The sequence below is a fragment of the Lysobacter hankyongensis genome (assembly GCF_039543145.1).
GTDB lineage: Bacteria > Pseudomonadota > Gammaproteobacteria > Xanthomonadales > Xanthomonadaceae > Lysobacter_I > Lysobacter_I hankyongensis.
Map to the genome: position 1 here is coordinate 147,866 of NZ_BAABJE010000012.1, position 16,126 is coordinate 163,991.

Here is a 16,126-nt window from a genome sequence, read left to right on the forward strand (position 1 = left end):
CGGTCATCTCGCCTATTTTCAGTGAGGGGGAAGCAATGCACAGGCAGTACGGCAGCAAAAAGACACCGGTTACCATGCTCGCGGCATCGATCGCCCTGGCGCTGCAGCTGACCGCGTTGTCCGCGGCGGCCCAGCAGACGCCGGCCGCGGAGGATGCGCCCGACGGCGGCGACCTGGACAAGATCGAGGTCGTCGGCTTCCGCGCCAGTCTGATCAAGGCGCTGGACGAAAAGCGTGAATCGGCCGAACAGATCGACGCCATCGTCGCCGAGGACATCGGCAAATTCCCCGACCAGAATCTGGCCGAGTCGCTGCAGCGCATTCCGGGCGTGTCGATCGACCGCGATGCCGGCGAGGGCCGCTCGATCACGGTGCGCGGCCTCGGCCCCGACTTCACCCGCGTCCGCCTCAACGGCATGGAAGCGCTGTCCACCACCGGCGGCACCGACAGCTCCGGCGGCGCCAATCGCGGTCGCGGCTTCGATTTCAACGTCTTCGCGTCGGAGTTGTTCAACAACCTCACGGTGCGCAAGACCCAATCGGCGGAAGTGGACGAAGGCTCGCTCGGTGCCACCGTCGATCTGCGCACCGGCCGGCCCTTCGACTACCGCAAGTTCACCGCGACCGTGAACGGGCAGATGAGCTACAACGATCTGTCCGGCGAGTGGGATCCGCGCATCTCTGGCCTGATCAGCAACACCTGGGCCGACGGACGCATCGGCGCCGCGATGTCGGTGTCCTACAGCGAGCGCAGTCTGCTGGAAGAAGGCTTCAGCGCGGTGCGCTGGGAGCCCAGCAGCGCGTCGGGCGGTTTCTGCAGCCCGGTCGGCGTGACCCCGGCGTCCACCGCACCCGGCGCTTCCGCCGCCAACTGCGCCACCGGCATTCCGCGCCCTGGCAACACCGCAGCGAACGTCAGCGCCTACAACACCGCGATGGCGGCCGGCGTGTTCCACCCGCGTCTGCCACGCTACGGCCGCCTGACCCACGAGCAGACGCGCACCGGCGTGACCGGCAGCCTGCAGTTCCGCATCACCGACGACACCACGCTGTCGGTGGACGCGCTGTATTCGAAACTCGACGCCACGCGTCAGGAAGATTTCCTCGAAACCATTTCCTTCAGCCGCACCGCGGCGCAGGGCGGCAAGCCGCAGACCGAAGTGGTGGCGGCCGAGGTCGATGCCAACGGCAATCTGGTCTACGGCGTGTTCAACAACGTCGACGTGCGTTCCGAATCCCGTTTCGACGAACTCGAGACCACGTTCACCCAGCTCGGTTTCGATCTGCAGACGCGGCTCACCGATCGCCTGAGCTTCAACGCGCAGGCCGGCATGTCGAAGTCGGAATTCCGCAATCCGGTCCAGACCACGGTGACCCTCGACATCCAGAACATCGACGGCTATTCGTGGGATTTCCGCGGCAACGATCGGGTGCCGCGCATCACCTATCCGTTCGACGTCAACAGCCCGACGGCATGGCAGTGGATCAGCAGCCCGGCCGCGAATTCGACGGGCTCGGAAATCCGCATCCGCCCGCTCGGCGCCGACAACGAATTCGAGAACGCGCGCTTCAACCTGATCTTCGATCTCAACGAATCGATTTCGTTCAAGGGCGGCCTGGTCTGGAAGGAATACGGTTTCGAAACCTTCGAATTCCGTCGCACCAACGAGACCCGCGTGCCGGGGTTGCCGGCGGGCACGACGCTGGCCGACATCACCCGGACGTTCAGCGGCTTCGGTTCCGGCCTGGGCCAGCCCGGCGGCAACGCGAACGGCTGGCTGATTCCGGATCTCAACGCGATCGCCCGCCTGTTCAACATCTACTGCAACTGCGATCCGACCCCCGGCACTTCCGGCGACGGCGACGATTTCCGGCTGGGCGGCATCACGGTCGGCAACGCGCGCGGCAACAATTTCGCCGTGAGCGAGACCGATCAGGGCGGCTATCTGCAGATGGATTTCGACACCGATTTCGTCGGTCGCCGTCTGCGCGGCAACGTCGGCGTGCGTTATGCCTCCACCGACGTGGCGGCCACCGGATATCTCGCCACCGGCGGCGGCAGCGAGGTCGTGGTGAAGAACGCCTACGACGACTGGCTGCCGTCGGTGAATCTGGCGTGGGACCTGCGCGACAACCTCGTGCTGCGCTTCGGTGCGGCGAAGGTGATGGCGCGACCGCAGTTGCCGAGCCTCAATCCGGGCGGCACGGTCAACACCACGCTGCGCACGATCACCACCGGCAATCCGATGCTGGAACCGTTCCGCGCGACCACCTACGACGTGTCCGCGGAGTGGTATTTCGCCGAGAACGCGCTGCTGGGCGTCGCGTTCTTCTACAAGGATATCGACACCTACATCCAGACCCTGCGCGAGACCCGGCCGTTCAATACCACCGGTCTGCCGCTGGAGCTGCTGACGCCGGTCGGCCTGCCGGCGGACACGCCGTTCGACATCACCTCGCCGGTCAACACGCCCGGCGGTCCGCTGCGCGGTTTCGAGATCAACTACCAGCAGCCGTTCTCGTTCCTGCCCGGCGCCTGGAGCGGCCTCGGCCTGCTGCTGAACTACACGCATGTGGAATCCGAGATCGAATACGCGATCTCGCCCACCAGCAGCCTGTTCGTCACCGACAATCTCGTGAACCTGTCGCCGAACGCTTACAACGCCACGCTCTACTTCGAGAACAAGCGCTTCAGCGCGCGCGTATCGGGTTCGTACCGCGACGACTATCTGCAGGTGGTGCCCGGCCGCAACAGCAACGATGTCGAGGGCAAGCGCGAGACCTTCAACGTCGACGCATCCGTCACCTACAACGTCAACGACAAGCTCGCGCTGACGCTGGAAGGCATCAACCTGACCGACGAGTTCAACGACCAGTTCGTCGATTCCGACGGCGATCGGGCCTCGGTGTATCACCACACGGGCCGCCAGTTCTTCCTCGGTGCCCGCTATTCGTTCTGATTCCGGAACCTCCCCCTTTCGTGTGAATCCCCCTTGGTGGTGCCGTCCAAGATGCGTGGACGGCACCACCTTTTTTTCGCGCGATCGCCGTGTGGCGATGGCCGCGCTTCGCGATGAGACACCGCGAAATGCCGTCATCCTCGCGCCAGCGAGGACCCAAGCTGCAGCCGCGGTCATGCATGGGTCCTCGCTGGCGCGAGGATGACGGGTCATGGTTTTGAAATCGGCGCGAAGTCGCTGATCGCCGGACAGCGCCGCCGCTTCAGAACGTCTGGTTCAGAACATCTGGTTCAGAACGTCCCGCGCTGGACGTAGGGCGCGCGCTCGTAGAGCCTGCGCTCGCCGCCGCGCGGGTCGTCTTCCACCCGGCTGTCGACATCGAACAGCATCGTCGCGCGACGATCGAGGTCGTAGCGCGGCCAGTGCGGCAGACCGGCGTGATTCGGATCGCCGCTGCGCGCGAAGGCGAGCAAGGCTCCGCTCATCGCATCGCACACGCGCTGCGCATCCGGGCCGTCGCCGGTGCGCGATCCGGGTTGGCGGAGGGTGTCGAACACCAGCGGAATGTCGAGCGTGTGCATCGCGCCGAACCTGCCGTCGTCGAGCGGCGAGGGGAAGTCGAGCTGATAGACCCAGGTCGGTGCGCCCTGCCGCGCGCGCGCTTCGGCTTCCTGCACCGCGCCGCGCCACGACCGGCCGGCGGTGGTGGCGGCGAAGAAGATCCGCGAGGGCGTCCAGTCCGGATGCAGCCGGCGGTATTCGGCGATGACCGTCTCCACCGGCAGATCGACGTACTGATGGCGGCGCAGGCGTTCCGGCAACTGCGCCCAGGTCAGTGCGTGATTCGCCGGATCGTTGCCGAGGAAGGCGCGGGTTTCGTCGCGGGTGTTGCCGATGATCATCGGAATGCCCGCCGACTGCGGCGGCGCATCGGGATGGAACGGATGCCGGGGCAGGCGACGCCCGTCGAGCACCGGCCCGAAATACAGGCTCATGTCTTCCACGCGCGACGGGTCGCGGGTTTTCGCGGCCTGCAGCAGCGTCGCGATCGGCAGCGTGCGCAGCGCATCGAGGCGGTCGGGCGCGAGTCCCAGCGCATCGAGGAACAGGCTTGCGCGCTGCGCGGCGGCGCGCGGGCCCGCGGCGGTGACCTGCTGGCCGCTCATGGTCATCGCGCGATGGAACAGCCCGGCGGCGTCCGGCATCGCCATCAGCGTCGCGATCTTCGCGCCGCCGCCGGATTGCCCGAACACGGTGACGTTGCCGGGGTCGCCGCCGAATTCCGCGGCGTGCTCGCGCACCCACCGCAGCGCCGCGATCAGATCGAGCTGACCGACGTTGCCGGAATCCGCGCAAGCCGTATCGAATTCGCCGAGATGGAGATAACCGAACAGATTCAGCCGGTGATTGACCGTGACCACCACGACATCGCCGCGCCGGCACAGGCGCACGCCGTCGTACAGCGGATCGCTGCCGGCGCCGGTGTTGTAGGCGCCGCCGTGGATGTAGACGAGCACCGGCCGCTGCGCGCGGTCGCGCAGTGCCGGCGTCCACACGTTGAGCACGAGGCAGTCTTCGCCGCCGGGCGCGAGCTCGCCGTTCTGCGGTGCGTGCATGCCGAAGCGGGTGGCGTCGCGCACCCCGCGCCATGGAATCTCCGGGCGTGGCGGCTGGAAGCGGGTCGACGCGGTGTCGGCGCCGTAGGGCAGGCCCTTGAACACCAGCACGTCGGCGGCGCCGTCGACCGCATCGCGCAGGCCGAGCACGCGTCCGCTGCGGGTCGATGCGATCGGTGCGCGATGCGATCTTTCGCGCGCGGCCGCGGGCAACAGCGCGGCGCCCGCCAGTGCGAGCCCCGCCTGCAGCGCGCGTCGGCGCGTGCGATCCATCGCCGGCTCAGCGCAGCGGTTCGCGTCGCGGCAAGGGTTTCAGCGGTTCCATGGTCTGCAGGTCCCAGTCGACTTCGACGAAGGCCTGCCGCGTTTCCGCATGTTTCGGATAACCGCCGACTTCCTGCTCGCTGTCGATGATTTCGCCGCGTCCTTCGATCGTGTCGGCGAGGATCCGGCGATCGATGTCGTCGCGATCCCAGGGCCGCGCACCGGCGTTGGCGATCACCGCATCCTGCACGTCCTTCGCGGGCATCGGGGTCACGCCGAACGGCAGCGGCGGCGAGGTCTTCAGCGCGCGCACGCCGACCGGTGCGGTGCTGTAGCTGCCCTGCATCGGCAGCGGCTGGCCGATGCGGTCGACCGCGATGTTGTCGCGCAGGTACAGATCGAGCCAGCCGGAGCCGCCGAACATGAAGAACACGGCTTTCTGCGGCGTATCCGGGCCGCCGCGCATCGCGTTGCCGATCAGCGCGAGACGTCCGTCTTCGTAGGGATGCCCGTCCCATTCCGCGGCGACGAGGTTGTAGTGCACCGCGCGCTGGCCCGGGTTGTAGATCAGATTGTTGACCACGACGCCCTGGCTGCCGCCCTTGAACATCGGGTTGCGCTCGTTATTGTGCGCGTAGAGGTTGCCGACGATCAGGATGTCGCGGGCGTTGTCGTGGATCAGCGAGCCTTTCGAATGCTCGCCCTTGCCGTGGCTGGAATGCGCGAGGCCTTCGGCGATGAGGTTGTGGCTGAAGGTGATGCGGTGCGAGGTGTTATCGCGCCATTCGGCTGCGGTCGCGCCGCCGAAACGCGGGCCGGAGGCCGACAGATTCTCGTCGGTGGCCCAGGTCAGCGAACAGTGATCGACGATCACGTCGTGCGCGCCGACGGTGGAGATCGCGTCGAAATCCACGCCGCTGCGCTTGGGCTGGCCGGCTTCGCCGGGGCGCACGCGGAGGTGGCGCACCACGACATCGTGCGTCGCGATGTCGATGCCGCCGCGGATCAGGGTGATGCCCGGCTGCGGCGCGGTCTGGCCGGCGATGGTGAGGAAGGGTTCGCGGATCTTCACGGTCTTCAGGCCGAGATCGATGACGCCGCCGACTTCGAACACCACGATCCGCGGGCCTTTCGCGTTCACCGCTTCGACGAACGAGCCCGGGCCTTCGCCGGCGAGCGTGGTGACGCGGAGGATGCGGCCGCCGCGGCCGCCGGGCGTGTGCGCGGCCCAACCGAGCGCGCCGGGAAAGGCCGGTGCGGCGACAGGTGTCGCCGCCGCAGGCGAAGCGGATGCGGCCAGGACGGTCGTGGCCGATGCCGGCAGCAAGGTGGCGAACAACGCTGCGGCGATCCTCGGGGCGACGATCTTCAGTGCGGCAGTTTTCAACGCGGCAGTCTTGAACGCGATGCGGGTCATCTCTGGTCCCTCCCGGGGTGCCTTATCGTGCACTGCGGATTGTCAATGACACCGGTTTCCTATACAACTCCCTTCGACGAATCCGGGCAGGCAATCCGAGGGGTGGCGGTGGATATGGACGGCAGGGCGATGGGCGACGACGCCGAGAGCTGGGAAATCGCGCGGCGGCTGGTGAGCGCCCGGCTGCGCGCCGTGGCCCAGCCGGTTTACCCGGGCGCGCTGCCGCCGACGCTGGCGGCTGGCTACGCCTGCCAGGATGCGGCGATCGCGCTGTGGCCGACGCCCATCGCCGGCTGGAAGGTCGGCAGGATTCCCGATGTCTGGCTGGCGCGGATGGGCGAAGAACGCCTGGTCGGTCCGATCTTCGCCGATGCCGTGCAGCACCCGGCGCCGGGTCAGGCGGCGGCGTTCCCGATCATCGACGGCGGTTTCGCCGCGGTGGAGGCCGAATTCATCTTCCGGCTGGGCGCCGACGCGCCACCGGGCAAGTCCGTGTGGAACGACGACGAGGCATTGGCGCTGGTCGACACGCTGCTGGTCGGGGTCGAACTCGCCGGCAGCCCGCTGCCGCGCATCAACGATCTGGGCCCCGCGGTGGTCGTGTCCGACTTCGGCAACAATGCGGGCCTGATCCTGGGGCCGGTGGTCCCCGAGTGGCGACGCATGCTGGGCGACTCCGAACGCGACCTGCGCTGTTCCACCGCGATCGACGGCGTGGTCGTCGGCAACGGTCGCGCCAGCGACATCGCCGGCGGCCTGATGGCCGCGCTGCGCTTCGCGCTCGCGCGCTGCGCGAAACGGGGCCTGCCGCTGCGCGCGGGGCAACTGGTGTCCACCGGGGCGGCCACCGGCATCCACGACATCCTGCCCGGACAGTCCGCGCGGGTCGCATTCGATGGCATCTGCGAGATCGATGTGGTCGCGATCCTGGCGATGCCGAGGGTCGACGCATGAGTGCCGACGCATGAGCGCCGCCGTCGATCGCCAACGCCGCCGCGTGCTGCAGGGTCTGTGCGCGGCCGGTGCCGGTGCGGTGTTCGGTGCCGGCGCGAGCGATGGCCGCGCCGCGGGCGTGTTCACCGCCACCGACGTGCATCCGAAGGATTATCCGACCGTCGCCGCCGTGCGCTGGCTGGGCGAAACGCTCGAGCGCCAAACCGGCGGCCGCCTGCGCATCCGCATGTATCACGCCGGCCAGCTCGGCCGCGAATCCGACACCCTGGAGCTGGCGCGCAACGGCGCCATCGATTTCACCCGCGTGTACACCGGTGCGTTGAACAACGCGTTTCCGCTGACCAGGGCGCTGTGCATGCCGTTCGCCTTCGACTCGGTGGCGCACCAGCGCCGCGTGCACGACGGCGCGGTCGGCGCGGCGGTGTTGCGCGGCTTCGAAAGCCGAGGCGTGATCGGTCTGGCGCTGTACGACAGCGGCGCGCGCTGCTTCTACAACACCCGCAGGCCGCTGCATGCGCCGCGCGATCTCGCCGGCCTCAAGCTGCGGGTGCCGCCGTCGGACATCTTCATCGCGCTGATCCGTCTGCTCGGCGGCAATCCCACGCCGCTGCCGTACGGCCAGGTGTTCTCGGCGCTCGAAACGCATCTGATCGACGGCGCCGAGAACAACCTGCGCAGTTTCCACGCCAGCCGTCATTTCGAGACCGCGCGCTACTGGTCGCAGAGCGCGCATTCGTACGCGCCGGACGCGCTGCTGATCTCGAAGCGGACCTTCGACGGTCTGAAACCGTCGGATCGCGCGCTGCTGACCGACGCCGCGCGCGCTTCGGTGCGGGTGATGCGCGAAGCCTGGGACACCTCCGAGGCCGAATCGCGCCGCGCGCTCGAAGCCGCGGGCGTCGCCATGAACACCGTCGACGCCGCCGCGTTCCGCCGCGCGGCCGAACCGCTGGTGCGCGAACTGCTCGCGGATCCGCAACTGCGCGCGCTGCACGCCGCGATCCGCAAGGCCGCCTGAGAAGAGGAATGCCGACGATGCCGGAGCCGAATGTCATCTCGTCGCCAACGCCGCTGGATCGCCTGGCGGGTCTCGCGATCGCGCTCGCCGCCCTCGCGCTGGTCGGCCTCGTCGTCGTGCAGGGCTGGCAGGTGTTCGCGCGTTACGTGCTCAACGATTCGCCGGGCTGGACCGAGCCGGTCACGCTGGTGCTGCTGACCGCGGCGATGTCCTTCGGCGCGGCCGCGGGCGTCCACAACGATCGCCACTTCGCGTTCACGCTGCTCGCCGATGCTGCGCCGCCCGGCTTGAAACGCGCGCTGTTCGTCGGTACGAAACTGACGATCGCACTGCTCGGTGCGGTGCTGGCGTGGTGGGCCGCGCGGCTGTTCCTCGCCGGCGTCGACGTGCGCGCCGCCGGTGCGCCGTTCCCGGAAACCCTGCCGTACGCGCCGGTGGCGCTGGGCGGTGCGCTGATGGTCGTGTTCGCGCTCGGTCGCTGCCTCCCGCGGCCCGCGGCGCAGGAGGCGCGCTGAGCATGGCGATCTCGATCCTCTTCGGCGTCTTCGCGCTGCTGCTCGCCCTCGGCGTGCCGGTGGCGTTCTCGCTGGCGGTCGCCGCGCTGGCGACGCTGCTCTACATCGACCTGCCGCCGCTGGTGCTGGTGCAGCAGGTCACCGCAGGCGCCGGTTCCGCGTCGCTGGTGGCGATTCCGCTGTTCATCCTCGCCGGCGAAATCATGATGCGCGGCGGCATTTCCGAACGCCTGATCGGCCTCGCCAGCGCGCTCGTCGGACGCATGCGCGGCGGGCTCGGCCAGGTCAGCATCGTGTCCTCGCTGTTCTTCGGCGGCGTGTCGGGCTCGGCCATCGCCGACGTGTCCGCGGTCGGCGGCGCGATGATCCCGCAGATGGTCCAGCGCGGCTACGCGAAGGATTACGCGGTGAACGTCAGCATCACCGCGGCGCTGGTCGCGCTGCTGGTGCCGCCGTCGCACAACCTCATCCTGTTCTCGGCCGCGGCCGGCGGCGGCGTGTCGATCGTCGATCTGTTCGCCGCGGGCATGCTGCCGGCGCTGCTGATGACGCTGTCGATGATGGTCACTGCCTACGTGCTCGCGCGCCGGGCCGGCTACGGCACCGAGGCCTTCCCGGGGTTCGCCGCGCTGCTGCAGCGCTTCGTCGCCGCGCTGCCGGGCTTGCTGCTGGTGGCGCTGATCTTCTTCGGCATCCGCGCCGGCATCTTCACCGCGGTGGAAAGCGCCGCGGTCGCCGTGGTCTATGCGCTGCTGGTGGCCGGCGTCGCGTATCGCCGGCTCAACTGGGCGTCGTTCGTCGACACCGTGACCCACGCGGCGCGCACCACCGGCGCGATCCTGTTCGTGATCGCCGCCGCGGCCGCGTTCGGCTGGCTGCTGGCGTATCTCGAAGTACCGGCGGCGACCGTCGACGCGCTGCGCGCGATCGCGCACGACAAACTGATGGTGCTGCTGCTGATCGTGCTGGTGCTGTTGCTGCTCGGCACCTTCATGGATCTGGCGCCGATGATCCTGATCTGCACGCCGATCTTCCTGCCGGTGGCCAAGGCCTACGGCATCGATCCGCTGCAGTTCGGCGTGGTGCTGATCCTCGCCGGCGGCATCGGCCTGGTCACGCCGCCGGTGGGCTCGGTGCTGTTCGTCGGCACCGCGATCGGCCGCATCAGCATCGGCGAATCGCTGCGGACCATCTGGCCGTTCTGGCTGGCCGCGCTGACGGTGCTGCTGGCGGTGGCCTTCGTGCCGTCGCTGTCGCTGTGGTTGCCGGCGGTCCTGAAGCACTGACGCGTTCTGAGCCGAGGTTCTCCGCGGAAAATGTCCCGAAGGACAGCGCGCGTCGATTCGGTCCATAATCCCGGCATGACCGCCAAAACCCCCGCAGCGAAGACGAGCCGCACCCCGAAGGTGCCGGTGCCCGGCAAGGCCACCATCAACGACATCGCACGGCTCGCGGGGGTCTCGAAGAAAACCGTGTCGCGGGTGATCAACGATTCCCCGCTGGTCAAACCCGATACCCGCGCGAAGGTGCATGCGCTGATGCGCGAATACGGCTATGCGCCCGATCCGCAGGCGCGCGGCCTGGCCTTCCGGCGTTCGTTCCTGATCGGGCTGGTGTTCGACAATCCCACCGCGCAGTACATCGTCAACATCCAGTACGGCGTGCTCGATGCGCTGCGCGATTCCGGCTACGAACTCGTGGTCCATCCCTGCGACAGCAAGAGCGAGGGCTACGTCGACGGCATCCGCCGTTTCGTGCAGCAGCAGAAACTCCACGGCGTGATCCTGATTCCGCGCGTGTCGGAGGACGAAGCCTTGGCCGAGGCGCTGCGCGCGATCGATTGCCGCTATGTGCGGATCGCATCGGTGGCGATGGACGAACCCGGGCGGATGCTGGTCACCCACGACCGCAGCGCCGGCGCCGAGGCCGCGAACTATCTCGAATCGCTCGGCCATCGCCGCATCGGCCTGATCACCGGCCCCAAGCGGTATCGCTCGTCGATCGAGCGCGGCGAAGGCTTCGTCGACGCGCTCGCGAAGCGCGGCATCCAGGTGCCGCCGGAGCGCATCTACGAAGGCGGCTACACCTTCGAATCCGGGGTCGCCGGCGCCGAACAACTGCTCGCGCGTCCGGATCGCCCGACCGCGATCTTCGCCTGCAACGACGAAATGGCCGCGGGCGTGTACAAGGCCGCGCAGCGCATGGGCATCTCGATCCCCGGCGAACTGTCGGTGGTCGGTTACGACGACAGTCCGCTGGCCTCGCAGCTGTGGCCGGCGCTGAGCACCATCCGCCTGCCGGTGCGCGATGTCGGCCGTCAGGCCGCCGGCCTGCTGCTGACCCAGGACGCCGCACCGGCCGCGGTGATGACCGCGGTCACGCCACATCTCGTCGCCCGCGATTCCTGCCTGCCGCCGCAGGCCGTCTGACGTTTCCGCGATCTGCTCCCTCCCCCGCCTGCGGGGGAGGGTTGGGGTGGGGGCAAACGACGCAGGACGCATCTTCTGGTAACCGGTGTCAAAACGCGCCGAACCCGGTTATGATTCGGCCGGACCCAAGGCATCCCAGCGGGGAAGCGATGTTCGAGAAGACCTATCACGCCTGCCATCCGGACTCGATGGCCGGCGCCAGCAACGACCAGCTGCGCGAGCGCTATCTGATCGATGGCCTGTTCGTCGCCGATGCCGTCCGCCTGAACTACACCCATTACGAACGCATCGTCGTCGGCGGCGCCGCGCCGGTGCGTTCCACGCTTTCGTTGCCCGTGCAAACCCAGCCGGCCTCCGCGGCCGGCAAACCCTTTCTGGAACGCCGCGAACTCGGCGTGGTGAACGTCGCAGACGGCGATGGCATCGCGACCGTCGACGGCGTCGCCTACACCCTGAAACCGAAGGACGCGCTGTACGTGCCGATGGGCAGCGCCGAAGTGACGTTCGCGTCCGCCGATCCGGTGAATCCCGCACGCTTCTATCTGTTCTCCACGCCGGCGCACGCGCGCTACGAGACGAAGCACATCTCGATCGCGCAGGCGGTGCCGCTGGAACGCGGCGCGCTGGAAACCTCGAACGAACGCACGATCTACCAGTACATCGTTCCGGCCACCTGCCAGTCGTGCCAGCTGCTGCTCGGCCTGACCCTGCTGAAGACCGGCAGCGTCTGGAACACGATGCCGCCGCATCTGCACGACCGCCGCTCCGAGGTCTATTTCTACTTCGGCCTGGGCGACGACCAGAAGGTCATGCATTTCATGGGCGATCCCGCCGACATGCGCCATCTGGTGATCGGCGACGAGGAGGCGGTGGTGTCGCCGCCGTGGTCGATCCATATGGGCTCGGGCACGCGCAACTACGGCTTCATCTGGGCCATGGGCGGCGAGAACCTCGATTACACCGACATGCAGCAGCTCGACATCTGCCAACTCAAGTGAGGCGCGCATGAGCACGGCACTCTTCGATCTCACCGGCCGGGTCGCGCTGATCACCGGAGGCAGCACCGGGCTGGGGCAGGGCATCGCGCTGGCGCTGGCCGAAGCGGGCGCGGACATCGCCGTCGCCGGCATTTCGCCCGCCACCGAAACCGCCTCGCGCGTGCGCGCGCTCGGCCGCCGCTTCATCGACATCGAGGCCAACCTGATCAGCGTCGAGCCGGTCCAGCGCATGCTCGAGGAAACCCTCGACGCATACGGTCGTTTCGACATCCTGGTCAACAACGCCGGCCTGATCCGCCGCGCCGACGCGGTCGATTTCACCGAGCAGGACTGGGACGACGTGATGAACGTGAACATCAAGTCCGCGTTCTTCCTGTGCCAGGCCGCGGGCCGGCATTTCATCGCCAACGGCGGCGGCAAGATCGTCAACATCGCCTCGATGCTGTCGTTCCAGGGCGGCATCCGCGTGCCGTCGTACACCGCCAGCAAATCGGGCATCGCCGGCATCACCCGCCTGCTCGCGAACGAGTGGGGCGGCAAGGGCGTGAACATCAACGCGATCGCGCCCGGCTACATGGCCACCGACAACACCGCGCAATTGCGCGCAGACCCCGAGCGCAACAAGGCGATCCTCGACCGCATCCCGGCCGGGCGCTGGGGCACGCCGTCGGATCTCGCCGGTGCCGCGGTCTTCCTCGCCAGCCGCGCCAGCGACTACGTCAACGGCGCGATCATTCCGGTCGACGGTGGCTGGCTGGCGCGATAAGACCATGGTGCGCGGGCTGATCGCGTGCGTCGTGCTGCTGCTGTCCGCAGCGACGGCAGCCGCGACAGGACCATCGTTGTCTCCTGCACCCCGTCGCGTCTTCATCGCCGGCGATTCCACCGCCAGTCATTACGGCCCCGAGCGCGCGCCGCGCGAGGGTTGGGGCATGGCGCTGCAGAGTTTCCTCGATCCGAGCGCATGGGACGTGCGCAATCACGCCCAGAGCGGCCGCAGCGCGCGCAGCTTCATCGAACAGGGCTGGCTGGACGGGGTCGCGAAGGATCTGCGTCGCGGCGACGTGCTGCTGATCCAGTTCGGCCACAACGACGAAAAGATCGAAGACCCTGCGCGCTACAGCGAACCGCGCGCCGCGTTTCCGGCCTGGCTGATGCGCTACGTGGCGCTGGCGCGCGAACGCGGTGCGACGCCGCTGCTGATCACGCCGGTGGCGCGGCGCAAGTTCGATCGCGGCCAACTGCTCGACACCCACGGCCTGTACGCGCAGGCCGTGCGCGATCTCGCGGCGCGCGAGCGCATCGGCCTGATCGACCTCAACGCCAGCAGCATGGACTGGCTGCGCGCGCTCGGGGACGAACCGTCGAAGCTGTTCTTCATGCACGTACCGGAAGCGCGCACGCCCGACGTCGCGCAGACCGACGACACCCATTTCCACGCGCGCGGCGCGGTGGCGGTGGCGTGTCTGGTGGTCGGCGGCTGGAAGGCGCTCGATCCCGCGCTGGCGTCCACGGTGGTGCGCGACACCGACTGCGGCGCGCGCCCGACCGCACTCGCGGATCGCGCCGCGCAGCCGCATCCTTCCGCCATCGCGCACGGCACGGACCTCGCGCGCCCGCAGGTCGGCCCGCATGGCGGTCCCGGTACCACCATCGCATACCCGTTCTTCGCCGACGCGCCGGACATGCCATTCGTCTTCCGCAAACGCGCGCTGCACAAGGGCGCGGGCATCGGCCTGCACCCGCACGACCACGACGAGATCTACTACGTCCTCTCCGGTCGCGGCCGGTACATTCTCGACGGCGTGTCGCATGACGTGAGTGCGGGCGACGCGCTGCTCACCCGCAGCGGCAGCACCCATTCCATCCACCAGACCGGCGACGACGACCTGGTGATCCTGATCGTGTATCCGACGAAGCGCTGATGGTCGCGACAGCGCGTCGCGCCGTCCACGGTGCATGACCGCGGCGCATGACTGCGGTCGAATCGCATGCGGGGTCGCGGGCAGACGTCGCGCCGACCTCGACGCCCGGCCGGAGGCGGCCGCGGGAAACGAACCCGTCGGCATTCGCGAAGTGGCCCAATGCGGCCGTGATCGACCTGTTACGGGCAGGGATGGACGCTTCCGGCATGCGATTGCGTTTGGGATCTCAAGGGGGCCTTCGCCCCTTCATGGAGCACGCGCATGAAAGGATCGTACCGCCGCATCGCAGGCGCCGTCTGCGCCCTGTTCATCGCCTTCGCCGCGCCGGCCCGTGCGGGGCAGCAGCAATGGTCGAACGCCTACGTCAACTGGACCACCGGCTCCAGCCCCGCCGCCATCTCGACCATCGACCAGGAAATGTGGATCCTGGCGCCCGCCAACGGCACCCAGTGGGTGATGCAATTCAGCTGGACCGAAGATCCTGCGCATGGCGGCTATCTGGGCTTCAACCGCGATGCGCAGGGCAACAGCCAGATGATCTACTCGCTCTGGGATGCCACCGCGGCGCGTGCGGGACCCGGGGCGAAATGCACGGTTTTCGGTGGGGAAGGCAGCGGGATGAGCTGCCGGCAACCCTATTCATTGCGTGCCGATCGCTGGTACCGGCTGCACCTCGAAAAAACGACTGGCGATGCTGGCGCGACCTGGTGGGCGGCCACGATCAGCGAGGAAACCGCGTCGGGGGCGGCCGCACCGGTCTATCTGGGCAAGCTCGCCATGGACCCGCGATTGACATCGATCGCCGGCAACTCCATCGCCAATTTCATCGAGTACTTCGGCGACGCCGTGCCGCAATGCGGCCAGGTGCCGGTCTCGGCCTTCTACGTCTCGCAGCCGCAGCTCAACTGGATGCCGGCCGCAAGCCAGTACGAATATACGGCCAACCTCAAAGCGTTCACGCCCACGGACTATTGCAAGCGCCCCACCGACCCCCAGGGGGCCAGCGCGCTTGGGGGCGACTTGGGGGCGAGCTCGGACGACTGGTGGAGCCTGTACCCCTTTCCGCCGACGGGCTCGGGGGTGATGGTGTTTCTCGGCGGCAACGTGATCGCCGATGCGACGTTGCGGCAGGCCTTCGACGCATTGTCGCCCGCGGCCGTGACGCCGCCGACCACGCACCTCTACTGGTCGCCCATGCCCGAGGTGGCCGTAGACGCGTCGACGGAGGCGTCCGAAGGCGCAGCGCCCCCGGATGCCGCGAAGAACGGCGACGACAAGGACGACGAATCGCCTCGCCGGCAGGTGCCGCCGTCGTCCGACCCTCCGCCGGCAACGCCCTCCCCGGACGCGGCCGCGACGTCACCGAAGGCGCCGTCCGCGATGTAAGCGCAAGCGACGCTCCGCTCACCCGCCCGGCGAGCTCCGCATTCGATCCATCAGGCCGGCAACGACGACATGCCGATTCTGATCGTGCGTCTCTCGGCAGAGTGGCCTGATCGGTCTTCGACTGTTGAAAACCGGGCCGTTGAATCGTTTTCGGAGGTATTCGGCGCGATGTCGTCGCCGGGCAGTGAAGCCGATCCCGCGATCACCAGATCAGATCGTCGGGCACCTTGAACTGCGCGTAATACGCATCGTCTTCCGAGGTTGTCCCGGAGGGCTCGGCGCCCGCGTCCTGGCCGTGATCGAGCACGATCATGCTCGCGTCGCGTTCCCGCACCTTGTCGGCGGCGGCGCGCGGCAACAGTTCGTAGCGTTCGTCCAGACGCGCGATCACCAGCGCGCCGGTGGACAACTTCTTCCGCAGATCCGCGTCGATCAGCAGCGTGCGGATGGCGCCATCGGCGGTGAAGCGGTATTCGCTGTCGCCCGCGCGCGGGACTTTCCTGTCCTCGATGATCTGCCGCGCCTGGGCGCGGAGCTCGGCCGCGTGCGCCTGCGCCTTGCGTTCCGCGGCGAGCGCGCGGTCGTGAAGCGTCCTCGTTAATTCGATCCATTTGGAAGTAGAGTTCCCACCGAAGGAGCTCCCC

13 protein-coding genes are annotated in these 16,126 nt (G+C 68.2%); 10 read left to right on the forward strand and 3 right to left on the reverse strand.

Annotation, left to right across the window (positions count from 1 at the left end; translation table 11 throughout):
* The first annotated feature begins 74 nt into the window (after positions 1–74).
* Positions 75–2,960: a TonB-dependent receptor gene (locus ABD974_RS12245; protein WP_345303621.1), complete on the forward strand. Its 2,886-nt coding sequence runs from the start codon at positions 75–77 to the stop codon at positions 2,958–2,960.
* Between the two features lie 290 nt (positions 2,961–3,250).
* Here ABD974_RS12245 and ABD974_RS12250 read toward each other — a convergent pair whose 3' ends face one another.
* Positions 3,251–4,849 carry a carboxylesterase/lipase family protein gene (locus ABD974_RS12250; RefSeq protein ID WP_345303622.1) on the reverse strand — a complete coding sequence of 533 codons (1,599 nt, stop codon included), beginning with the start codon at positions 4,847–4,849 and terminating at the stop codon, positions 3,251–3,253.
* Between the two features lie 7 nt (positions 4,850–4,856).
* Positions 4,857–6,257, reverse strand: a complete 1,401-nt coding sequence (locus ABD974_RS12255) for a pectate lyase family protein (protein WP_345303623.1) — start codon at positions 6,255–6,257, stop codon at positions 4,857–4,859.
* 129 nt (positions 6,258–6,386) lie between these two features.
* Between ABD974_RS12255 and ABD974_RS12260 the strand changes: the two genes are divergently transcribed.
* From ABD974_RS12260 to ABD974_RS12300, 9 genes are all read left to right on the forward strand, one after another.
* Positions 6,387–7,211 carry a 2-keto-4-pentenoate hydratase gene (locus ABD974_RS12260; protein ID WP_345303624.1) on the forward strand — a complete coding sequence of 275 codons (825 nt, stop codon included), beginning with the start codon at positions 6,387–6,389 and terminating at the stop codon, positions 7,209–7,211.
* Positions 7,212–7,221: 10 nt separating this feature from the next.
* On the forward strand, positions 7,222–8,229 hold the full coding sequence (locus tag ABD974_RS12265) for a TRAP transporter substrate-binding protein (RefSeq protein WP_345303625.1): 1,008 nt from the start codon (positions 7,222–7,224) through the stop codon (positions 8,227–8,229).
* Between the two features lie 17 nt (positions 8,230–8,246).
* Entirely contained in the window at positions 8,247–8,744 is a 498-nt protein-coding gene (locus tag ABD974_RS12270) for a TRAP transporter small permease (protein WP_345303626.1), read from the forward strand.
* A 2-nt stretch (positions 8,745–8,746) separates the two neighbouring features.
* On the forward strand, positions 8,747–10,030 hold the full coding sequence (locus tag ABD974_RS12275) for a TRAP transporter large permease (RefSeq protein ID WP_345303627.1): 1,284 nt from the start codon (positions 8,747–8,749) through the stop codon (positions 10,028–10,030).
* 75 nt (positions 10,031–10,105) lie between these two features.
* Positions 10,106–11,173, forward strand: coding sequence for a LacI family DNA-binding transcriptional regulator (locus ABD974_RS12280; RefSeq protein WP_345303628.1), 1,068 nt, complete (start codon positions 10,106–10,108; stop codon positions 11,171–11,173).
* 149 nt (positions 11,174–11,322) lie between these two features.
* Positions 11,323–12,171, forward strand: coding sequence for a 5-dehydro-4-deoxy-D-glucuronate isomerase (kduI, locus tag ABD974_RS12285; protein ID WP_345303629.1), 849 nt, complete (start codon positions 11,323–11,325; stop codon positions 12,169–12,171).
* A gap of 7 nt (positions 12,172–12,178) precedes the next feature.
* Positions 12,179–12,937 (forward strand): 2-dehydro-3-deoxy-D-gluconate 5-dehydrogenase KduD, encoded by a 759-nt coding sequence (gene kduD, locus ABD974_RS12290; protein ID WP_345303630.1) that lies wholly within the window; start codon positions 12,179–12,181, stop codon positions 12,935–12,937.
* A 4-nt stretch (positions 12,938–12,941) separates the two neighbouring features.
* A complete protein-coding gene (locus ABD974_RS12295; RefSeq protein ID WP_345303631.1) occupies positions 12,942–14,096 on the forward strand; it encodes a cupin domain-containing protein in 1,155 nt (384 codons plus the stop codon).
* 261 nt (positions 14,097–14,357) lie between these two features.
* A complete protein-coding gene (locus ABD974_RS12300) occupies positions 14,358–15,482 on the forward strand; it encodes a DUF3472 domain-containing protein (RefSeq protein ID WP_345303632.1) in 1,125 nt (374 codons plus the stop codon).
* A 202-nt stretch (positions 15,483–15,684) separates the two neighbouring features.
* On the opposite strand, the gene ABD974_RS12305 is transcribed toward ABD974_RS12300, so the two are convergent.
* Positions 15,685–16,126, reverse strand: a 442-nt coding sequence (locus ABD974_RS12305) for a DUF2058 domain-containing protein (protein WP_345303633.1), incomplete at its 5' end; no start/stop codon positions are given.